Source organism: Deltaproteobacteria bacterium, assembly GCA_016709225.1.
Lineage (GTDB): Bacteria > Myxococcota_A > Polyangia > Nannocystales > Nannocystaceae > Xiheibacterium > Xiheibacterium phototrophicum.
The window spans coordinates 2799806-2820708 of record JADJEE010000012.1 but is presented as its reverse complement, the minus strand read 5'-3'; the positions used below and the strand labels follow the sequence as shown (position 1 = coordinate 2820708).

Here is a 20903-nt window from a genome sequence, read left to right as displayed (position 1 = left end):
TCCCGCCCGCGGTCGGCGATCAATCGGCGGCCACGCGGGCGATGACCCGCGACAGGTCGATCGCTCGTACGCGCCCGTCCTCGCTGTCGCGGATCGCGGTGCCGGCCTCGGGCAGCTCGCGCGCGTCGAGGTAATCGAGCGGCCGGCAGGTCAGCACGAGGATCTGCACCCGCTGCGCGACCTCGCGCAACAGATCCCGGAAGAAGTCGACGCGCTGCGGATCGGTCTGCGCGAGGTGGTCGTCGAGCACGACGACCTGCCGCAGGTGCTCCGCGATCGCCACGCGAACCAGGGTCGCGAGCTGCTCGCGCAGGCCCGCCGACAGCACCTCGAAGGCGCGCGCACTGCCGGCGACGCGCAGGCCCTCGGCCCGCAGATCGCGATCGAGCTCGAGGCGGGCGTAGCGGCCCTCGGTCAGCCGTCGCAGCCGCTGCTCGACCGCCCCGGCGAGCGCGTTGCCGAGGTGCTGCCCCTGCTCGGCCTCGACCGTGCGCAGGGTGTCGCGCAGCAGCTGCCACGCGTCGTAGTCCCGCTGCAGCTCGCGCTCGCTCTGGGTCGCGCGGACGAGCGCTTGCTGGGCCTCTTCGGCTCGCTCGCGAAGGCCCGCACCACCGAGCTGCTCGAGGCTGCCCTCGGCCTTCTGCAGCTCCGCGGTCACCTCGGTCAGGGCCTGCGCGGTGGCCTCGAGACGCGCGCGTGCGTGCTCGAGCAGCGACTCGGTCACGGGCTCGATCGGCGGCAGCGCGTCGCGTGCCACGATCGCATCGGCGGCGGCGCGCTGCAGGCCCTCGAGATCGACCGCAGCGGTACGTTGCCGCGCATCCTCGAGCCGAGCCCCGAGCGCAGCGGCCCGCTCGCGCAGCTCGCTGGCGTGGGCGAGCGCGGCCTGCTCGCGGGCGAGCGCGCCTTGCTGCGCGTGCTCGGCTTGCTGCAACTGCTCCGCGAGCGCCGCGTGGCGAGCGTCGTCGGAGGCACGCGCCGCATCGCGCTCACGCTCGAGCGCGGCCAGCTCGTGGCGCAGGCCCGAGAGCTCGTCATCGAGTTCCGCGAGCGTCGCACCGAGGTCGGTGCCGGCCGACAGCCCCAGCTGTGCGAGCAGGTCGAGGACGCGCGCCTGCGCGAGCTCGGCGTCGCGTCGCGCGACCTCGGCCCGCTCCACCGCCAGCGCCCGCGCGGCCTCGGCCTCGCGCACGGCCTCGCGCTGGCGCTCGACCTCGGCGAGCTGCTGCGCCTGTTGCTCGAGCAGCTCGGCCACCGAGCTCGCGAACTCGTCGTCGCGCGCAGGGCCGCCACGACCCGCGAGCACGGCGGCGAGTGCATCCCGTCGCGCCTGGCTCTGCGCCTGGCGCTGCGCGTCGACGACGAGGTGCTCGGCCTCGCGCTCGAGCGCGCTGGCCTCGGCCAACGACAGCTGCAGGCGCGCACGCTCGCTGCGATCGTGCTCGAGCGCCTGCTGCAGCGCGGCGGTGTCGGGCATCGCCAGCTGCGCCAACACCGGTGCGCCGTCACGCTGCCAGGCCTGCTCGGCGGCGACCACTTCGTCTCGCAGCGCGCTCGAGCCGGCCGCGATCGTGAGGGTGCCGCCTTCGGCCAGCGCGATCGTCATCGTCCGCGTGGCCGCGACGTCACCCTCGCGAAGCGAGCGGGTCGCGGCGTCGTCGATCGTGACCGCCGCGTCGCGGGGCAGCGCGAACGCGACGGCGAAGCCGACCGCCGCACGATCACGGGCGCGCTGCAGCCCCGCCTCGAGCGTGCGGAGTTGCTCGAGCGTGGCCGCGTCGGGCAAGCCCCGACGATCGAGCTGCGCGAGCGCATCGGCCACCTGCTGGCGCTGGGTCTGCGCACGCGCGCGCAGCTGCGCCTCCTCGGCGGCGCGCTGCTGCTGCTGCGCGACCTCGGCCTGCGCCTCGCGCCACCGCGCGACCGCGAGCGCACGATCGTGCCGCGCCAGCATCTGCTCCATCGGCGCCAGCGCAGCCGCTGCGGCCTGCGAGGCCCGCTGTCGGGCCCCCGCCGTGGCAATCGCGGCGCTCGCCTGTTGCGCCTGCGCGGCGGCGGCGTCCTGCTGTGCCCGCACCTCGCGAAGGCGATCCTGGCGGGTCTCGAGCCGTTCGTGCGCCGAGGCCATCGTCGCGATGCGGTGCTCGAGCGCGGCGTGGCGTTCACGCGCGCCGGCTTCGCCCTCACCCTGCGCGGCCTGCCTGGCCGCGAGCGCAGCCTGCAGCCGCGCGCGTGCCTCGGAGGTCGCAACCACCGCGGCATCGGCGGCCTCGTTCGCCGCCTGCACCTGCGTGCGGAGCTGCGTCAGCTCGCCGGCGAGCGCATCGACGCGTTCGCGCTCGTCGTGGGCAACCCGCCACGCCGCATGTGCACGGTCGTGGGCCGCGACCACCTCGCGCGCGTGGGCGGCCGCCTGCCACGCACGCTGCAGCTGGTCGAGCGCTGCTCGGTCGCGCTCGAGCTGCTGCAACAGCTCGGTGCGACGCTCGCGGTGACGCGCGGCCGCCTGCTCGACCGCCTCGCCGTGCTCGGCACTCTCGGTCGAGTCGGCCAGCTCGCGCTGCAGCTCGCGGATCTCGTCGCCGATGCGACCCAGCGGCGATCCCCGGCCGCGACGCCAGTTGCCGCGGGCATCCTTGACCTGCTCGACCTTGCCCTGCGCGGTGGTGAGCATGTGCTTGAACACGGGATCCTCGGCGAACGATTGCAGCGCCTCGGTCAGTCGCTCGCGTCCGGCGGTGTCGGTGTCCTTGCCGAGGTCGGCCGCGAACAGCTCCTCGGCGCGCGAGCTGGCGCCGAGCAGCGCGGTGGTGATGAACGAGCTCGGCAGGCCCTTCGGGGCCCCCTTGCCGCCGGGCTCGCGCACGCCCCAGCTCAACATCTTGCGCAGCTCGGCATCCACGGCGCGACCGGCCTCGCTCTTCGACCACACCGCGCCGTCGTTCGAGACCTCGAGCAGCGCAGCGGCACGGCTGCCCTCGCCCCAGGTCTTGTCGACGCGCCAGTGGCGTTCGCGGTGCTCGAACCACAGCCGCACGTGGGGCGAGGCAACCAGCTGCCACGATTCGAAGTCGCTGCGCTGCGCCGAGCTCGACGGCAGCAACAACACCGCGCGCACGGCATCGGCCAGCGAGGTCTTGCCGAGGTCGTTGGGCCCATACAACACGTTCAGCCCCGGCCCCAGCTCGAGCCGCGCCGAGGCAACGCACTTGAAGGCGTGGACCTCGAGTCGCGCCAGCTTCACGGGCTCGGCTCCGCACTCGGGCTGCGGGTCGCGACCTGCTCGCGGGCCAGCCCGTACAGGTGCACGAGCGCGCGCTCGGCCAGCTCGGCGCGCTCGCGATCACCACCGCCGTCGATGATCGCCTGCAGGCGACGCGCGGTCTCCCGCACCTGCTCGGGCAGATCTTCGAGCTCGAGCATGAGGTTGCGGGTGTCGAGCATCAGCTCGCTGCGATCGACCGTGAGGATGCCGACCCGCCCGCCGCGGGCATCGCTGCTCTCCAGCTCGCGCAGCAGGCCCTCGACGATCGCGTGTTGGGCCGCGGCCACGCGCATCCGTACGACCAGCCGCATCACCGTGTTGCGGTGATCTTCGCTGTGCAGGGCCTGTAGCGCCTCCAGCGTGGTGACCTCGCGCTGCTCCCAGCGGAAGTGCCCGACCGGCTCGATCTGCACGATCGGCGTGGTGCGACGCCGTGGCAGCAGCACCACCGCGACGTTGCCGGCCTCGGTCTCGCCGAAGCGACACGGCTCGGGCGCACCGGGGTAGATCATCGGCGCGTGCTCGGGTGGGTGCCGACGCAGGGCGTGGGTATCACCGAGCGCGACGTAGTCGAAGCCCAGTCGCGTCGCGGTGTCGGCCGCGATGTGGAAGTGCGGCGCGTTGCCGGCGAAGCCGGTGGTCTGGCCATGCAGCATCGCGATGCGCACGCGCTCGTCGCCGGGCTCACGCGCGGGCAGCTTGCCGGTGAGATCGAGCTGGCCAGCGGCGCGGCGACAAGGCGAGGCGTGGATCACCGCGTCGTCGCCCAGCGACAGCGACCAGTCGTCGCGATCGACCACGTGCACCCACGACGGCAGCGCCTCGAGGAAGGCGCGGTTGCGCCACACCGAGGTCGCCGTGAGCGGGTCGTGGTTGCCCGGCAAGAACACCAACGGCCGCGCGCTCCAGCGCTGCTCCTGCAGCAGATCGGCGAGCGGTCGCCACCAGGTCTCGCCCGGCTCGGGGCCATCGAACACGTCGCCCGCGACCACCACCGCGTGGACGCCGTAGCGCTCCGCGACACCGAGGATGCGGCGCACGGTCGCGAGCCGTTGCCGCGTGAGCTCGGTGCGCGCGGCCTCGCCGAAGCCGAGGAAGCGCATGCCCAGGTGCCAGTCGGCGGTATGGAGGATCTTCGTGGCCATCGATGGATCGGCGGCGAGCGACGCCGCGGGGACCGGCTCGTCGTCGCTCATGGGATGCGGAACTCCACCTCGAGGATGCGCTCGGTCTTGGCGGGAGTGTAGCGACGCTCGTGGGCCTGGTGCATCCACGCGCGCCAGTCGTCGTCATCGCGCGCTGCGAGCCGCGCGATGGCTGTCTCGACGCGCTCGAGCTCGTGCTCGGCGTCGACGACCGCGCGCTCGGCCCGGGCGCGCGCGTCGGCACCGGCCGCGCCGTCGCGGCGGCGGCGGGCGGCCTCCAGCTGCTGCTCGAGCTCGTCGGCGCGCCGCTGCTGCACGACGATGCGATCGTCGATGCAGCGATCGATGCGAGTGACGACGTCGTCGAAGTGCTTGCGTTCGTGCTGCTCGATGCCCGCGACGGTCAAGAACAGCGCGGTATCGATGGCGTCGTCGAGATCGCGGGGGTCGAGCTCACCGTTTCGGCGCTCGGGGTCGTCGAGCAGCTCGGCGCCGAGCAGCGCGCGCAGCTGCGCCGCCGACAGCGGCGTGCCCTCGGGCTCGAGGACCGCGACCGCGAGGATCTCGACCACCGGCTCGAAGCCTTGCTGATGCAGTCGCAGCACCACCAGACGGCCGCGCGTGGGCGCGTCGAACTCGGGCGGGCGCGTGGCCAGTCGCACCCACTGCTGCGGCTCGCGCGTGGCGCTGCGGGCCTCGGCGACCGCGGCGTGCACCAGCGGATGGCCCAGGTGCAGCGCGTCGTCGCCGGGCACGATCGGCTCGCCGACGATCACCCGTGCGCCGCCCTGCAGCACCGCCGGCAGACGCGAGCACGCGTCGATCTCGAACACGCTGCGCCCCTCCACCTCGGTGCGCGCGAAGCCAGCCTCGATCGCGACGAGGTAGCGCTCGATGACGCCCGCGAGTGCGCGGTCGAAGCTGGCCAGTCCGCCGGCGAGGTCGCGCTCGATGGTGCGGAAGGCATGTCGCACGCTCTCGTCGAAGCGCGACTCGATGAGGCCCGCGGTGCGGCGGTAGGTGGCCTCGAAGGCCTGTCGTGCGTCACCCATGCGCTCGCGCAGGGCCTCGACCTCGGCGGTCAGCTCGTCGAGGGTGCGCGCACGCTCGTAGATGCGACGCAGGTGCATCTCGAGCTCGGCACCGACCACGCTCGCGAGGGTCTCGGGGGCGCGCGCGCCGGGCTCGTGGAGGATCACGTCGGAGGCGTCGAGCACGGTGCCGAACAGGTCGAGCTTGCGCGACAGGATGTCGAACACCAGCCGCTCGGCCTCGTTGTCGGTGGCCAGGAGGTTGACCACCGTGACGTCGTGCCGCTGGCCGTAGCGATGGCAGCGACCGATGCGCTGCTCGATGCGCTGGGGATTCCACGGCAGATCGTAGTTCACCACCGTGTCGCAGAACTGCAGGTTGAGCCCCTTGGCACCGGCTTCGGTCGAGATGAAGACGCTCGAGCGGGTCTGGAACTCGTGCACCAACGCCAGCCGCGTCGCGACCGTCGCGCTCGGGCGACCGTAGGCCGGCATGGCCTCGCCGACCTCTCGTTGCCAGCGCTCGAGCGCCGCACGGGCGCGCGGCCCCTCGTTGGTGCCGGCGAAGAGCGTGATGTCGTCGTCGGCCGCGACCCCCTGCGCGATCAGGACCTCCCGCAGGTACGCCTGCGTCGCGAGCGACTCGGTGAAGATGACCAGCTTGCCGGTGCCCGAGCCCTCGGCGAAGCGCTGCTGCACCAGCCGCACCGCGTGGACCAGCTGACGCGCCTTGCTGTCGATGCCGATGGCATCGGCGCGCGCAATGAAGTCGCGCACGCGCGCCAGCTCGGCGGCGATGCGCGCGGCCTCGGGCGGGGGGCCTTCGTCGCTGTCGGTGTCGTCGACGTCGCTCTGCTCGAGATCACCGGCGAACATGTCGACGGTGTCGCCGTCGCCGAAGACCCCGCGCAGCTGGCCCTCGAGCCGCAACGCGACGTTGCCGAGGCTGGCCGCCAGTGCCCGTTGCGACGATGCCATGCGGCGGTGGAAGCCGATGATGAGCAGCCGTCGGTGCCCGCCCCGGAACGCACAGGTCTTGGGATCGAGCAGATACGCCGTGACGTCGTCGTACAGTGAGCGCTCGGCCGCCGTCATGGTGTAGCCGAACAGCTTGGCGCGCCGCTGCATGAACGGCTGCTTCATGAACTCCTGCGCCTGACGCCGCAGGGTTCGTTGGCACACCTCGCCGATGCGCCGGCGCAGCTCGTCGTCCTGGCCCTCGCGCAGGGTGCGGTCGTCACCCGCGCAGAAGATCGCGCGGAAGGTGCCGAGGTCGCCGAATAGCGCGCCGGTGGGCTCGACGTACTGTGCCAGGCCCCACAGCTCGGTGAGCGAGTTCTGGATCGGCGTCGCCGTCAGCAACAACACCGGCGAGCCCGCGATCGCCCGTCGCACGCGGTGCGCGAGCGTGGCCTGATTCGCGCCGTCCTTCATGTGGCCGTGGCGATCGAAGCGCTTGTAGATGCCCGCGAAGATCTCGTGGGCCTCGTCGATCACCACCAGGTCGAAGCGCGCCGCCGCCCGCAACAGCTCCGAGCCGCGCTCGCTGCCGGCCCACTCGCGACCGACGAGATAGACCACGGCATCATCGAAGCGCTCGTCGCTGCCGGTGACCTCGCGCGCCTCGATGCCGAACAGGGTGTACAGCTCGTGGCGCCACTGGCCCACCAGCGGCTTGGGCGTGATGAGCAGGATGCGCCCGCTGCCCTCGGCGCGGCGCTGGGCGATCACCAGCCCGGCCTCGATGGTCTTGCCGAGGCCGACCTCGTCGGCCAGGATGCAGCCGCCCTGCGGCAGCCGCTGCAGCGCGAAGATCACCGCGTCGATCTGGTGCGGGTTCGGATCGATGCGACCGGCGCGCTGCGACGCGACCCAACGCTGCTGCTCGTCGGCCCGTCGCAGCCGCACGAGCTCCTCGGCGAAGATGCGGCGGGTGACGGGATGCGCGCTCATGCGGGGGGCCGCATCGTCCACCAAGCGCGTGCGCCCCGTCGAGGGGCTTCTCGTGCCTCCGACCAAGCCATGCGATGCGGCGCGGGCAGCTACCCCCGGCCTCGCGCCGTGCTCGCGCGCGTACGCGGGCGGCCGCGGCAACCGCCGCCCGCGGGGCCGCGCACAGCGGCGACTACGAGCAGATCTCGCACTCGTCTTCGCACGCCATGTCGTCGGTGCACGGCATGTTCTCGAGCCCGGGCGTGGTGCACACGCACGAGCCGTTGACGCAATCGTGCGAGCTGTTGCAGGTCTGCTCCGAGCCGGTCGTGGTGGTGTTGTTCGCGGTGGTCTGACCGCCGCTGTTGTCGGTGGTGTTGTTGGTGTCGGTGGTGTTGTTGGCGGTGCTGTTGCCGCTGTCGCTGTCGTCGCTGTCGTCGCCGCCGCAAGCGATCGAGGTCAGCAAGAACATGCTCAGGAGTGCGCGGGTGATCGTCATGGCGGCGGAGCCTGCACGAGCCGAGGGTCGAAGCGCAAGCACGCTCTCGCGCGTGTCGTGTGACCTACCGTTTCGACGTGCGCTTGCGGACGCGAGCGATCCGTAGCTCCAGTTCCAACGCCAGCGAAAGCTCGAAGCCGCCCGCTCGCAGCACGCCGTCGTCACCACGCGCGGTGCGATGCAGCACCCGCAGCGCCCCAGCGGCGCGACGCGCCTGCACGGTACCGGCGGCGTCGAGGTCGAGCCCGAGGCGCAGCGAGTGCGAACGTGTCGATCGCCACAGCACCACCGCCGGCGTGACGGCGAGATGGCCTCCAACCAACGGCGCCTGCACATCGACGCGATCACCGGCCGCGCCCACGAGCCACAGCGGCTCGATCACGGGGCCGGCCACGGCGGTGAGCGCGACGCGACCCCAGGTCGCGCTCACGCCTGCGTCGGCGGTGATGCGCACGCGTGCGAGCGCAAAGCCCGAGCGCGTTTGTCGGAGGCCGCGCAGCGCTGCGCCGAACACAGCACCGCGACGGCCGACGAAGTGCAGCGTCGCGCCGCCGCCCGATCCCGCGTGCACGCCCACGTCGTTCGGTGGGCCCAGGCCGAGCGCACTGCCGCCGAACCCCGCGATCGACAGCCACGCACGCGGCGCGGGCGCGGGCGCGGGCGCGGGCGCGGTGGGCGGGTCGATCGCGGGCGCGGGCGGCTCGGCGGCCGGCGGCGTCGTGGGTGGCTGCGGCGTCGCGGCGATGGGTGGCCGCGGCACCGGCACGTCGATGCGCACCGGCGCGAGTCGGTTGCTCTCGATCGCATCGATCATGTTCGCAACCACGCCAGCGCCGACCCGCGCGTGCTGGCCCGCGCTGGAGGCGACCTCGCGCGTGAACTCGCGGCCATCGTGGGTGACGATCGCGACCTGCACCGACGACGTCGAGGTTGCGATCGTCACCCAGGCGAAGCTGCTCGGCATCGGCTCCGAGACGGCAGTGGCGTGCACGACCACGCCGGTGCCGAGGCGCAGCTCGAGCTCGTCGAACAGGCCTGCAACGCCGTCGGTGGCGCCATCGAGGATGATGGCCTCGAAGTGCACCGCACCGAGCTCGGCGGGCGGGCGCGTGGACGATGGCGGGGCCGGAGACGCCGGCGACGTGGCCGCGATCATCGTCGCGATCGTTGCCGCGATCATTGCCCGGGCAGCTTACCCGCGCGGACGATGGATTCGGCATGGGCGCGATAGGTGCCGTCGGGACGATCGCGCAGGTACGATGCCCAGCAGCGCACCTGTGCGTCGCCGCCGAGGCTGCGGCACAGACCCGCCCGCGCGTCGTCGATGAAGCGCCCCTTCGGGAACCGCTCGACATACGCCCGCCAGTACGAACGCAGCTTGCTGGGTTGGTCGCGCTGCCGCGCGAGCGCGAAGAGATCGCCATACGCGAGGTCGACCAGGGTCGAGCGCCCGCCGCGACGCACGAGCTGCTCGAGACGTCGCTGCGCGAGGCCGAGATCGCCGTCGCGCCATGCCGCGCGTGCCTGCGCGTCGAGCCCGGCGGCATCGAAGCTCGCCCGCGGCGGGCTCGGGGTCGCTGCGGCGGGCTCGGGCTCGACCATCGACTCCGGCTCCGCCTCGGCCTCGTGCTGCGGCTCGGGGGTCGGCCGCGGCTGCACCCGCGGGCTCGCTGCGCGCGGCTGCACCACACCCTCGGTCTCCTGGGCACTGGCGTGATCGGGCGCGTGGGAGAACTCGCTGCCGTCGGTCGCGCTCGCCTCGACCGCGTGCGTGCGCAGCTGCTGCACGACGCCACCCACCAACAATACCATCGCGGCCGCGGCCGCGAGCGACACACCGATCACCCACGGCCGCCGGCTCGCGCGTCGCGGCGGCAGCATGGGCGGCGCCTCGTCGACGCCCTGCGCGGCCACGAAGTCCCGGGCGTCGGCGATGAAATCGTCGACATCGCCGACCTTCGCCGCGTGCGCCAGCTCGTCGTCGTCGAGCTGATCGAGCACCCGCGCGCGCTCGAGTGCGTCCTCGTCGAGCACCGCGCCCTGACGCATCGCACGCGCGACGACGTCGGCGAAGCCCGGCGGCATCGCATCGCCCGACCAGGCCCCGAGACTGGCGTCGAGATCTTCGCCGAGCAGGCCCAGCGGATGGTCGTGGAGGCTCATGCGCGCTCCTCCGGCAGCGGCATGGCCCAGCCGACCTCGCGCATGCGCGCCTCGACGCGCGCGCGTGCGCGATGGGCACGCACCCGCACGGCACCCGGTTCGAGGCCGAGCTGCTCGGCAGCCTCGTGGACCGAGACCTGCTCGATGTAGCGCAGCACGAAGACCTCGCGCAGCCCGTCGGTGAGCTCGGCCAGGATCGCGTACAGCATCTCGACGCGCAGTTGTCCCTGACGCGCGCGATCGGGGTCACCGCTGCCCAGCTCCCGCGCGGCCTCGACCAGCGCGAGCTGGGCGGTCGCGCGCTCGCGACGCTCGTGGGAGCGCCAGTGATCGCGCACGAGGTTGAGCGCGACACCGTGCAACCATGTCGTGAAGGACGAGCGATCGTTGAAGCTCTTGATCGACGACAGCGCGCGCGCGTAGGCCTCCTGTGCGAGGTCCTCGGCCATCGTGCGCGAGCCGACCAGCGCGCACACGTGCCGCAGCACGCCGGGATAGGTCGCGCGATACAGCATGCTCCACGCCGTCATGTTGCCCGCACGCGCCCGCGCTACCAGCTCGTCGATCCCCAGCGGGGTCGTGGGTGGCGGCGTGGGACGCAGGGGCACCACGGTGTGGTCGTTGGAGGCGGCCATGCGCGGTCGTTCGCGGTGCGTCGCCCGGGGGCGCCCACGCGTTACATCGCCCCCCTCGAAAATCCCGCGACGCGGAATTTCACGAGCATTGTCCAGCATCTGGCACGCACTGCATGACCATCGCCCCGTCGACCGAGACCGTGGCCATGCACGTGTTGCCGTCGCCGCACGGGGCCGGCGGCTCCTTGCAGACCGCGAGGCAGCGCGGGTCGCCGACGACCAACTCGACGCAGCTGTCGTAGTCGCCGCCGCACTCACTGTCGGCGGTGCAAGGCGTGCAGGGGCCGGCACCGACCGGCCCACCGGTGGTCGTCGAGTTGCCACCATCGCCGCTCGCACCCGTGGTGTCGGGGTCGCCGATCGTCGTGGTGCTGCCGCCGCTGCCATCACTACCATCGCCGCCACCGCTGCCGCTCGCGTTGCCGTCGCCGTCGCCACCGCCCTTGCTCGCGATGCCATCACCCGCGCATCCCGTCTCGGTACAGCCGTCGTCGCCGGAGCCGGTCTCGGCCGCGGGACGATCGTCGATGATGACGTCGTGGACACATGCTGCGAGCGACGACGCCGCGAGCACCCCCGCGACGACCGCTCGAACTCGCGCTGCGATCGCTGCGCTCACCTGGGAACCATCATACCAACAGACCGCCCACGAGTCCCGGCACGTCACCGAAGTCGTGGTCGACGCCGACCGCGTGCATCGCCGTCTGGAACACCTGAGATGGTCTCGCGTTGGTGTCGCGCACGTGCACACCACGGGCGAGCACCGACGGACGACCCGCGACCGCCATCACCATGTCGTGCGAGCCATGCCCCGATTGTCCGCCGGTGTTGGTGTAGACCACCACCGTGTTCTCGAGCATGGGCACGCCACCATCGTCGGTATCGCGCAGCTTCTCGACCAGCCGCGCGAAGAAGCCCGCCTGCCAGTTCAGCACCGCCGCCCACACCTGCGCGCGCTCGGCGAAGTCGACGTGGGTGAGATCGTGGACCTCGTAGTTGAAGCCCCACAGCGGCGCGACACTCATGAAGCACTGCTCCATCGTGCTCTGGAACGCCGCCACGCGCGTGAGATCGCAGGCCAGCGCCATGTGGATCAGGTCGACGAAGATCTCGCTGCGCAGCGCTTCGTCGGAGTAGCCCACGGTGCCGCCGTGCTCGATGCTCGGGTAGTCGCTCTGGCTGGGATCGGGGCCGGGGTCTGCGACCGAGGCGCACGAGCCACCGGTGGCACCACCACCGAGGGTCTCGATGCGCGTCTCGAGCTCGCGGATGCGATCGAAGTGCGCCTCGAGCCTGAGCGCATCGGCCTTCGCGAGCCCGCCGGCGACGTTTTCACCGCGCTCGAGCACGAGGTCGAGCACCGACTTCTGCCGCGCGATGCGACGCATCTGCGCTGCGGCCACGCTCGGATCGTCGGGCGTGATGCCGAGCGCGAGCTGCTCCCACGCCAGGTGCGGGCTGGTCTGGGGTGTCATCTGCGTGCCGTCGGAGCGGCACGAGATCACGCCGCCGATGCCACCGTTGCCACCCTTGTAGCTGTGGGGCTGGGCGCGGAACTGCAGCGATTCGAAGGCGGCGCCGGCCGATAGCTGGGCGGCAACGACCTGGTCCGCGCTCGGTCCGTGGTAGCGCGCGGCGTCGGAGTCGGTGCGCATGCCGGTGATGAGCGGCGGCATGATGTCGCCGTGGTGCGAGAACGGCCGCCCGCCCGGCGGAATCGGCGAGCTGGTGTCGGGCGGCGGCGGGATGCTGAGCCCCGAGACCAGCGCGATGTCGTCGCGGATCGCCTCGAGCGACGCGAAGCAGGCTGGCATCGTGTAGCCGGCACCGGTCGTGTTCGGCACCGCGAGCACCTGTTCGGTGCCGGCGACCATCATCACGAAACGCAGCGGCGAGCCGCCGGCGGCGTGGGCCCGGCGCGGCAACAGACTCTCGAGGCAGGGCAGCGCCAGCGCGATGCCACCGGCACCGCGAAGCAGTGCGCGACGACTGAGGCCCTTGCGAGTGGTGACGGATTCGATGCGAGCCATGACGAACTCCTGCGGAAAGACGGATCAGCGGTTGCGCGCGTCAGGGCCCGACGCGACGGTGGGTGAAGGCCTCGCTGCTGGCGAAGTCCAGCACCAGCGACACGAAGTCGTGCTCGTCGAGCATGCGGGTCGACAACGACTCGACCAGGGATTCCTCGTCGGTCTCGGGCTCGCGACCGATCGCATACTGCACGAAGCGCCGCGTGAGGCAGGCCTCGACCTCGCCGCTGTCGATCAGCAGCTCGCCCAGCGAAGCCGCGCCGGCGAAGCTGCCGAAGCCCTCGACCGCGCCCTTGCCGTCGATCGCACAGTCGGGGCGATCGATCTCGTGCGTGCGCCACTCGCCGCTGGCGCCGTAGTTCTCGAGCCCGAAGCCGATCGGATCGAGGATGGCGTGGCAGGCCGCACACTCGCTACGACGGCTCATGTCGTAGCGCTCGCTCTTGCAGGCGTTGGCGCCCCCGCCATCGGGTGGCAGCCCGGTGTCGACGCTCGGCGGAGGCGGCGGGATCTCGCGGCACAGCAGCCGCGTCCACACCTGCTTGCCGCGCTCGACCGGGCTCGAGTCGCCGAACTTGGCCCCGATCGACAGGAAGGAGCCGTGCGACAGGAGCCCGCCGCGACGCGGATCGGGGTACGCGATCCAGCCCTCGCCGGTCACGGCGACGCCGAGATCGTAGTGGTCGGCCAGCTCCGGCGTCATGTACGTCTCGTCGGAGGTGAAGAGCACTCGCCAGTCGCGATCGCGAAGCACCCGCTCCACCAGCGCGTCGGTCTCGGCGCGCATGGCCTGCTCGAGCGTGCTGCCGAGCGCGAGATCGTCGTAGTCGATCCACATCGCGTGCAGTCGCTGCAGCTGCTCGAGGCCACGGCGGTCGGCCAGCAGCTCGGTCGCGACCTCGCGGACGACCGCGGGATCGGAGAGGTCCTCCGCCTGCGCTCGGGCCAACAGGGCCGCATCGGGCGTGGTCCCCCACAACAGCAGCGACAACCGCGTCGCGACCGAGTAGGAGTCGAGCGCGATGAGCTCGGGGTCGTCGGGCGTCGGCGTGCCGCGCTCGATGCGGTAGAGGAACTCGCCGTCGAGCACGAGCGCCGTGATGACACTGCGCGCGGCGACGTCGAAATCGTCCTCTTCGATGGCGTGGTCGATGAGCGCGGCGTATCCATCGAGCTCGCTGGCCGACAGCGGCCGTCGCAGGAGGCTGCGACCGAGTCTCTCGGCGAGCTGCCGCAGACACCCGGCATCGTCGGGCCCGCTCGGCGTGCACCCGAGGTAGGTCGCGCGCAGCTCGTCGTCGGCGAGGATCGTCGTCGCGACGCCATCGGCGAGGGCGTAGAGGCCGTCGACCAGCGTCGACGACGGCGCCTGCGTGGTGTAGTCGTTGTCGAACGGCGTCTCGGCCTCGATGGGGATGCCGTCGAACAGCGCGGGGGGCAGCGCGCCGAACATGGCCTCGAGCGATCGCTGCAGCTCCCCGCGACTGAGGCGACGAAGCCCGGTGGGGCCGATCGCACCGACCTCGTGCCACTCGCCAGCGCCGGTGGCCTCGCCGCCGCCACCGTCGCTGCCCGCGGTGCCGCCATCGGTGGCAGCACCGCCGTCGTCACCACCGACGGCCGCATCGTCGCGGCACGCCGAGAGTGACAGTAGCAGTGCCGCGGCGACGGCCATCGATCGCCGCGTGGGCACGGCATTGCTTCGAGACGCGATCATGGTTGCACGACTCCCTCGCGCGCTCGTCCGCGAGCGCGTCGTTGTCCATCAGAGATTGCGAGTTCGGACCAACACCAACGATCGAGATCCAGGCGCTACGCGCGACGACGACGGCGCGTCGTCACCCACACCACCGGCAACAACCACGCCGCGGTGACACCCTGTCCGCCGAGGTTGCAGCCCTGGCCGCCACCGTTGTCGGCGGGCTGATCGTTGCCGTCGTCGCTGCCCGCAGCACCGTCATCGCCGCCCGCGGACCCGGTACCCTCGGCTCCGCCACCGGCCTCACCGCCGCCGTCGCTGCTGCTGCCCCACCAGCCGTCGTCACCACCGCTGCTGCCCGCGCCGCCCTCGGCTCCGCCGCCGCCCTCGGCTCCGCCGCCGGTCTCACCGCCACCGCCCCCGGATGCATCGCCGGCTCCGCCGCCCGTGTCACCCGCACCGCCGCCCGTGTCACCCGCACCGCCGCCCGTGTCACCCGCACCGCCGCCCGTGTCACCCGCGCCGCCGCCCGTGTCACCCGCACCGCCGCCCGTGTCACCCGCGCCACCGCCCGTGTCACCCGCGCCACCGCCCGTGTCACCCCCTCCACCGCCGCCCTCGGCTCCGGTGGTGGTCATGCCGCCGCCGGCGTGCGCCAGCGACTGCCAACCCATGACGAGCGCAAACGAAAAACCCGTGATCAGTCCGATGTTCCGCATGATGAGACTCCGACGCGATGTTGTGGCCACCCGCAGCATCGAGCGCGCGGGGCAGCAAGTTGGATTCGGCGGTCCGTGGTCCGGGCCGCCAATCCCGTTACATCGCGTCGGAGATTTTCTCGCGGAGCCCCACTACACCCGTGGGAACGCCGCAGCGCGGCGCGGGCGAGTGTCGTGCTGCTCGAGCGGTCCGCCGTCGACCCGCACCGACCAGTACATCTCGCAGGCACCCTGCGAGCTCGGCTCGCAGCGCAGCTCGACCTCGATGGTCGCGCCTTCTCGCACCGGGATCGCGTGGTCGAGCGGGAAGATGAGCCGCCCCCAGTGCGTGTCGGGGGCCCCGATCGCGTTGGTGAGCTTGACGCCCTCGCCCATGTCGGCATCGAACCACGTGGCGAGGCCCGACAACTGGCCAGCCTTGGTGGTGGTGAACGAGAGCTTGGCGACGAAGGGGTTGTCGGCCTCCTCGAGGGTCACCGTCATGGCGTCGTGACTCCACAGCGGCTGCGCGGGCGCGAGCATGTCGTCTTCGGTCACCGCCCACTGCATGAGCTCGGCCTCGTTCGCGCCGAGCTCCGCGATGAGGCTGAGGTCGACGCCGTGGGGGTGCTCGCGCCAATGCTGCTGCGAGTCGTCGAGCTCGAGCAGCCACATGGGGGCCAGCAGCGCAGTGACGCGCTCCGGCACGATGCGACCGCCGGGACGCAGGAAGCGATCGCGCGCGATCACCAGCGGGGCCAACATGTTCTCGTCGACGCCGAAGCCGCCCATCCACTCCGACACGATCACGTCGACGCGATCATCGAGCTCGATGTCCTCGAGGCTGTTCTGGATCACGGTGATGCGATCGCTCATGCCGTTGCGCTCGATCAGCTTGCGGGCCACCGCAGCGATGTCGGTGCGCTCGATCGCGTACACGCGACGCGCACCCGCCTTCGCCGACAGCAGGCTCAAGAAGCCGGTGCCCGCGCCCATGTCGAGCACTGCGTCGCCCTCGCGGACCACCTTCTCGAGGGCTTCGCGATAGGCTTCGTTGCGCACCTCGTCGGCGAGCATCCAGCGATGGATCGAGAGTCGCGCATATCCGTCCGTCATCGTCGTATGATTCCTGCCGAACCTCTTGGTGGGCTCGCGCGGGCGCATCATGCCAGGGTTGTGCGCGCACGCGCGCTCCCGATGTGATTGCGCGCGGAGGATACGCATGGGGGCGTTCTGGCACGAACACCCACCAGCGCCGGCGCCGCTCGCCTCCCCCCTGGCACTGGCGTACCGACTCGATGGACAATCCCGCCGTGGACGCGAGCCCACGCACGCCGTACACGGTCGAGACCCGCGTGGGTCACCTGGTCGAGGCGCGGGTCTTCCGGCTCGCGAGCGCCGACGAGGTCGACACGTACATCCGCCGGCTGGCCGACGCGGTCGCGAAGCTACCGAGCGGCACCACCGGCGTGTTGTGTGCCGATCATCGCCCGGCCGAGCTGTACACCCAGGTGGTGACCGATCGCCTGGTCGAGTCGTTCCAGTACATGAACGAGCGACTCGAGCGGGTCGCGATCATCACCGGCTTCCACAAGGCGACGCTCTACATGCAGCTGCGACGCATCGTGCGTGAAGCCGACTACGAGGCCCGCCAGGTGTTCCAGGACAACGACGGCGGCCTGCGCCACCTCGCGGTCGCACTGTCGCCCGAGGAGCGCGTGCGTGCGGCCGCGTTCCTGGCGGAGTTCGAAGAGACCTGAGCAGGCCGCGGCGTGCTCACGCGGCGGCGCGCCGCGTCGGCGCGCGCGCGCTCGCCAGCACGTCGAGTGCCGCGACTCGATAGGCCTCGGCCATGGTCGGGAAGTTGAAGACGCCCTCGACGAACTCGCGCACGCGGCCGCTTCCACGCAACACCAACAGTCCCAGGTGCACCAGCTCGGTCGCGCCCTCGCCGACGATGCCGACGCCCAGCAAGCGCTCGCCACTGCCATCCGCGACCAGCTTGAGGAAGCCATCGGGCTCGCCCGCGATGTGTCCGCGGGCGATCGTGTCGAACGAGGCGCGCCCGACCGTGATCTCACCCAGACGCTCTCGCGCGGCCGACTCGGTCTCGCCGACGGCGGCGAGCTCGGGGATCGTGAAGATGCCCATCGGCACCAGCGGCGAGCCCTCGCGCAGCTCCTGCCCGAGCGCATGCGTCACCGCGCGACGGCCCTGATCCATGGAGTACGACGCGAGCGCGGGCGGCCCGACCACGTCGCCCACTGCGTAGATGTGCGGCACCGCGGTGCGCCCGAAGCCGTCGACCGGGATGCGGCCGCCGTTGTCGAGCTCGACGCCGACCGCCGCCAGCCCGAGCGTCGCGGTGTTGGGCACGCGCCCCAGCGCCACCATCACACGCTCGCTGGTGAGGACCTCGCCACCGTCGGTCGAGGTCACCACCGCGGTGCTGCCATCCGACTCGAGGTCGCGGACCTTGCGATCGCCGAGGTAGCGTCCGCCCATCGACTCGAACGCACGCAAGAAGCCCGCCGAGAGATCGGCATCGAGGAACGCCATGGGCCGCGGCGCACGGTCGACGATCGTCACCAGCGAACCAAGGCTCGCGAAGATCGACGCGTACTCGCACGCGATGATGCCCCCGCCGAGGATCACCATCGAGTGCGGTAGGTACTCCAGGCCCAGCACCGAGTCACTGTCGAGCACGAGATCGTGATCGATCACGAGCTCGGGTGGTTGCCGCGGTCGCGAGCCGGTCGCGATCACGAAGCGCTCGGCGGTCAGGTGCCGGGTGGCACCGCGGGGGCTGCGGATCTCGAGCTCGTGGGGCCCGACGAAGCGCGCGTTGCCGTGGATCCTCACCACGCCTGCGGCCGTGAGCTCGTCGTCGAGGCAGCTCGCGTGGCGATCGACCACCGCGTCGAGGTGCCCTCGCACGTGGGAGAACTTGAGCTCCGACGGCAGCACGACGCCGAAGCGATCGGCCTGCCGGAAGAAGCGCTGCAGCTGCACCGCAGCCTCGCGCAGGGTCTTGCTGGGGATCGTACCGCGGTGCACACACGCGCCGCCCGGGCGGGGGTCTCGCTCGACCAGTGCGACCCTGGCTCCGGCTTCGGCGGCACACAGCGCCGCCTTCTGCCCACCGGGTCCAGCACCGATCATGATCCAATCGAAGCTATCGCTCATGACATCGACTCCACGCTCGCGACGATGGTCGGGGTCTTGGCCGCGATGACCTCGAGATCCTCGGGATAGAGGTTGAGTGCAGCGGCATCGGTCGGACTGGGCGTGGCCAGCCGCGCGAACGCGTCGGCCAGGCGCGCGGTCGCGACGTGATCGCCCCACGGTGGCTCGACATCCTCGGTGACGACCGCACGCACGGCGCCGCCGAGCTGCCAGGCATCGCACAGCAGGGTCCCGGCCGCACGTCGAAACTCGGCGATGACCGCATCGACGCCGTCGCCGACCTCGACGTGCGCACGCGCCAGCACGCGCAGCACCACGGGTTCACCGACGTCGCGCAGCAGCCCGCATAGGAACGCCGAGTCGACCGCTTGGCGACGCAGCCGCGCGATCTCCTTGGCGTACAGGCCAGTCGTCAGCGCCCGCCGCCACCAGCACGTCAGCGCCGCGGCAAACGGGCCGTGATCGACCAATGCGCTGCGCATGGCGGCGGTGGTCGCGAGCGTGGCGACCTCGACGAGACCGAGTCGCAACACCGCCTGCCGGGCCGAAACGATCTCGACGCTACCGCCATAGATCGCCGAGTTGGCCGCGCGTAGCACCGTGGCACACAGCGCCGGGTCGCGCTCGACCAAGCGCGCGACCTCGGCCGCGCCGCGCGAGCTGTCGCGCGCAACGACCATCACCTCCTGCGCGACGCGTGGCAGCACCGGCAGCTCGATGGCGCCGTCGCGGAGCGCGGCCGCAACCACGGTCGCCGCGCTCGGCGTGCAGACGGTTCCAACCGCGGACGCTGCGGCATTCTTCACGTCGCCGTCATCGTCCGCACGTAGGGAGATTCCGAGTACCAGTACGGTCCATCGAGGACACGCTACACTGGCGATCCTTCGTGGACCGTTCGCCGTTCGTCACCATCCGCTGCCCCGCCTGCGCCTCGACCGACGTGAGCCCGCGCGCCGCCGGGCAGTTCACGTGCCGACACTGCGGCAGTGCGTTCCTCTACGCACCACAGCCCGCCGCCACACAGGCAGGCCCACCGATCTCGGCGCCAGCGTCCGCGGCGACCGCGGCCGCGGCTTCGCGACATCGCGTGCTCGCCATCGCCGTCGGTGTGACCACGCTCGCCGCGGTGTGCGGCGTGACTGCGGCACTTCGTCCGCGCACGGATCGCGTGACGCCGAGCATCCACGAGGCTCGAACGGAGTCCCGCAACGTGCCCGCCCCGGCGCCGGTCGTCACCCCCCTCCCGTCGCTCCGCGAGGCACCCAAGACGCGGCCGACCGTCGCAGCGGCCCCGCCACCGACTCCGACCCCCGCGACCGCCGACGAACCACCGAGCGTCGACACGCCGCTTCCGCTGTCGTCGTACCAGCGCCTGCAGGGCTGCGGCTGCAAGGGCTCACCGCCGGTGACCCTGTTCGCCCACGCCGCTGGCACGACCACGATGATCACCGGCGGCGGCATGACGATCCGGCGCAACCTCGACTTCGCGCTCGATCGCGGCGAGCCCACGCCGTGGCGCCTCCCGACCGACGACACCACCGCGCCGGCCTCCGCTTACGAGGTCTCGAACGTGCCGATCGCCGTCGGGTGTCGCGACGACGTGGTGGTGATCGCGGCGGGCACGGCCGTGAGCGCGTGGTCGATGGATCGCCGCACGCTGCTGTGGTCCCGGACACTGCCCGAGCCCTACGGCGAGTTCGGCGGCGAAGCCCGCGAGTTCGTGCTCGACTGCAACGCGCTGCGCGTGGGCAAGCACGACGTCACGATCCGCAGCGGTCGATCGCGGACCAGCTTCGCGCTGACGGACGGCAGCGCGAACTAGTACCTCGACACAGCGTCGAGCTACTGGCGCCGCACCAGCGAGCCGACGCGATGGCGCGCCGCGTGGGCGAACAGGCGCGCCGCGAACGGCAGGTCATGCACGAGGTAGCGCTTGGCGAGCCGCTTGGGCTCTTGGCCGAGGCGATGCACCCACTCGAGACCGAGCTCCTGCACCCACTCGGGCGCGCGCTGGACCTGGCCGGAGATGAAGCCGAGGCTGATGCCGACGCCGATGAACCACGTGCGATCGAAGCGCTCGCGCAGGCCGCGGGCGACGTACTCCTGCTTCGGCGAGCCGAACGCGACGTACACGATGTCGGGTTGGCACGCCTCGAGCTGCGTGGCGATGGTCTCGAGCTCGTCATCGGTTGCGGGCAACGAGACCCGCGGGCTCGACCAGCCGCACACGTTGGTGCCCGGGTAGCGCTGCTCGAGCACCTGCTTGGCGCCCTCGGCCGCGCCCGGGTCGCCGCCCAGCAGGTAGAGCGATCGGCCCTCCTGCGCCGCACGCTCGGCGATGCGCCACGACAGCGTCGAGCCGGCGATGCGCACCGGCAGCGGCTGGCCCTGCAGCTTGCTGGCCCACACCAGCGGCATGCCGTCGGCGACGGTGAGGTCGGCGGCGCCATACAGCGCCCGCATCTCGGGATCGAGCGCGAAGCGGCGCAGGATGTCGAGGTTGGCCGTCACGATCCAGCCGCCGCGACCGCTGTCGAGCCCGCCGAACATCTCGTCGAGCAACGCATCGTAGTCGAACACGTCGATCGCCATGCCCATCAAGTCCACGGTGCCCCCCATC

17 protein-coding genes are annotated in these 20903 nt (G+C 71.8%); 2 read left to right on the top strand and 15 right to left on the bottom strand.

Annotated elements, in window-relative coordinates:
• Positions 1 to 19: 19 nt before the first annotated feature.
• From IPH07_36680 to IPH07_36625, 12 genes are all read right to left on the bottom strand, one after another.
• The gene (locus IPH07_36680) at positions 20 to 3244 is read right to left on the bottom strand and encodes an AAA family ATPase (GenBank protein ID MBK6922982.1); all 3225 of its coding nucleotides are present in this window, start codon (positions 3242 to 3244) and stop codon (positions 20 to 22) included.
• The gene (locus IPH07_36675; protein ID MBK6922981.1) at positions 3241 to 4461 is read right to left on the bottom strand and encodes a DNA repair exonuclease; all 1221 of its coding nucleotides are present in this window, start codon (positions 4459 to 4461) and stop codon (positions 3241 to 3243) included. The genes IPH07_36680 and IPH07_36675 overlap by 4 nt, the downstream gene beginning before the upstream one ends.
• Positions 4458 to 7394 (bottom strand): DEAD/DEAH box helicase, encoded by a 2937-nt coding sequence (locus IPH07_36670; protein ID MBK6922980.1) that lies wholly within the window; start codon positions 7392 to 7394, stop codon positions 4458 to 4460. The genes IPH07_36675 and IPH07_36670 overlap by 4 nt, the downstream gene beginning before the upstream one ends.
• Before the next feature lie 172 nt (positions 7395 to 7566).
• On the bottom strand, positions 7567 to 7872 hold the full coding sequence (locus IPH07_36665) for a hypothetical protein (protein ID MBK6922979.1): 306 nt from the start codon (positions 7870 to 7872) through the stop codon (positions 7567 to 7569).
• 64 nt (positions 7873 to 7936) lie between these two features.
• Positions 7937 to 9028 (bottom strand): hypothetical protein, encoded by a 1092-nt coding sequence (locus IPH07_36660; GenBank protein ID MBK6922978.1) that lies wholly within the window; start codon positions 9026 to 9028, stop codon positions 7937 to 7939.
• Between the two features lie 20 nt (positions 9029 to 9048).
• Positions 9049 to 10035 carry a hypothetical protein gene (locus IPH07_36655; protein ID MBK6922977.1) on the bottom strand — a complete coding sequence of 329 codons (987 nt, stop codon included), beginning with the start codon at positions 10033 to 10035 and terminating at the stop codon, positions 9049 to 9051.
• Positions 10032 to 10670, bottom strand: coding sequence for an RNA polymerase sigma factor (locus IPH07_36650; GenBank protein ID MBK6922976.1), 639 nt, complete (start codon positions 10668 to 10670; stop codon positions 10032 to 10034). The genes IPH07_36655 and IPH07_36650 overlap by 4 nt, the downstream gene beginning before the upstream one ends.
• 79 nt (positions 10671 to 10749) lie before the next feature.
• The gene (locus tag IPH07_36645; protein MBK6922975.1) at positions 10750 to 11289 is read right to left on the bottom strand and encodes a hypothetical protein; all 540 of its coding nucleotides are present in this window, start codon (positions 11287 to 11289) and stop codon (positions 10750 to 10752) included.
• A gap of 10 nt (positions 11290 to 11299) precedes the next feature.
• Positions 11300 to 12700, bottom strand: a complete 1401-nt coding sequence (locus IPH07_36640) for a DUF1552 domain-containing protein (protein ID MBK6922974.1) — start codon at positions 12698 to 12700, stop codon at positions 11300 to 11302.
• A 40-nt stretch (positions 12701 to 12740) separates the two neighbouring features.
• Positions 12741 to 14417: a DUF1588 domain-containing protein gene (locus IPH07_36635; protein MBK6922973.1), complete on the bottom strand. Its 1677-nt coding sequence runs from the start codon at positions 14415 to 14417 to the stop codon at positions 12741 to 12743.
• A gap of 95 nt (positions 14418 to 14512) precedes the next feature.
• On the bottom strand, positions 14513 to 15118 hold the full coding sequence (locus IPH07_36630; protein MBK6922972.1) for a hypothetical protein: 606 nt from the start codon (positions 15116 to 15118) through the stop codon (positions 14513 to 14515).
• A 132-nt stretch (positions 15119 to 15250) separates the two neighbouring features.
• Positions 15251 to 16213 carry a 50S ribosomal protein L11 methyltransferase gene (locus IPH07_36625; GenBank protein MBK6922971.1) on the bottom strand — a complete coding sequence of 321 codons (963 nt, stop codon included), beginning with the start codon at positions 16211 to 16213 and terminating at the stop codon, positions 15251 to 15253.
• A gap of 197 nt (positions 16214 to 16410) precedes the next feature.
• Between IPH07_36625 and IPH07_36620 the strand changes: the two genes are divergently transcribed.
• Positions 16411 to 16857 (top strand): hypothetical protein, encoded by a 447-nt coding sequence (locus IPH07_36620; GenBank protein ID MBK6922970.1) that lies wholly within the window; start codon positions 16411 to 16413, stop codon positions 16855 to 16857.
• Positions 16858 to 16873: 16 nt separating this feature from the next.
• Here IPH07_36620 and sthA read toward each other — a convergent pair whose 3' ends face one another.
• Together sthA and IPH07_36610 are read right to left on the bottom strand one after the other, a co-directional pair.
• Complete coding sequence (sthA, locus tag IPH07_36615) at positions 16874 to 18283, bottom strand: Si-specific NAD(P)(+) transhydrogenase (protein MBK6922969.1); 1410 nt, start codon at positions 18281 to 18283, stop codon at positions 16874 to 16876.
• Positions 18280 to 19089 (bottom strand): HDOD domain-containing protein, encoded by an 810-nt coding sequence (locus IPH07_36610; protein MBK6922968.1) that lies wholly within the window; start codon positions 19087 to 19089, stop codon positions 18280 to 18282. Before IPH07_36610 ends, sthA begins: the two co-directional genes overlap by 4 nt.
• 80 nt (positions 19090 to 19169) lie before the next feature.
• Here IPH07_36610 and IPH07_36605 point away from each other — a divergent pair, with 80 nt between their 5' ends.
• Complete coding sequence (locus tag IPH07_36605; GenBank protein ID MBK6922967.1) at positions 19170 to 20105, top strand: hypothetical protein; 936 nt, start codon at positions 19170 to 19172, stop codon at positions 20103 to 20105.
• A gap of 20 nt (positions 20106 to 20125) precedes the next feature.
• Here IPH07_36605 and IPH07_36600 read toward each other — a convergent pair whose 3' ends face one another.
• Positions 20126 to 20890, bottom strand: a complete 765-nt coding sequence (locus tag IPH07_36600) for a WecB/TagA/CpsF family glycosyltransferase (protein MBK6922966.1) — start codon at positions 20888 to 20890, stop codon at positions 20126 to 20128.
• Positions 20891 to 20903 lie beyond the last annotated feature (13 nt).

Coding starts and splice junctions, on each gene's coding strand:
- IPH07_36675 (MBK6922981.1), bottom strand. CDS start 4,461: ATGAGCGACGACGAGCCGGTCCCCGCGGCGTCGCTCGCCGCCGATCCA.
- IPH07_36670 (MBK6922980.1), bottom strand. CDS start 7,394: ATGAGCGCGCATCCCGTCACCCGCCGCATCTTCGCCGAGGAGCTCGTG.
- IPH07_36665 (MBK6922979.1), bottom strand. CDS start 7,872: ATGACGATCACCCGCGCACTCCTGAGCATGTTCTTGCTGACCTCGATC.
- IPH07_36660 (MBK6922978.1), bottom strand. CDS start 9,028: ATGATCGCGGCCACGTCGCCGGCGTCTCCGGCCCCGCCATCGTCCACG.
- IPH07_36655 (MBK6922977.1), bottom strand. CDS start 10,035: ATGAGCCTCCACGACCATCCGCTGGGCCTGCTCGGCGAAGATCTCGAC.
- IPH07_36650 (MBK6922976.1), bottom strand. CDS start 10,670: ATGGCCGCCTCCAACGACCACACCGTGGTGCCCCTGCGTCCCACGCCG.
- IPH07_36640 (MBK6922974.1), bottom strand. CDS start 12,700: ATGGCTCGCATCGAATCCGTCACCACTCGCAAGGGCCTCAGTCGTCGC.
- IPH07_36635 (MBK6922973.1), bottom strand. CDS start 14,417: ATGATCGCGTCTCGAAGCAATGCCGTGCCCACGCGGCGATCGATGGCC.
- IPH07_36630 (MBK6922972.1), bottom strand. CDS start 15,118: ATGCGGAACATCGGACTGATCACGGGTTTTTCGTTTGCGCTCGTCATG.
- IPH07_36625 (MBK6922971.1), bottom strand. CDS start 16,213: ATGACGGACGGATATGCGCGACTCTCGATCCATCGCTGGATGCTCGCC.
- sthA (MBK6922969.1), bottom strand. CDS start 18,283: ATGAGCGATAGCTTCGATTGGATCATGATCGGTGCTGGACCCGGTGGG.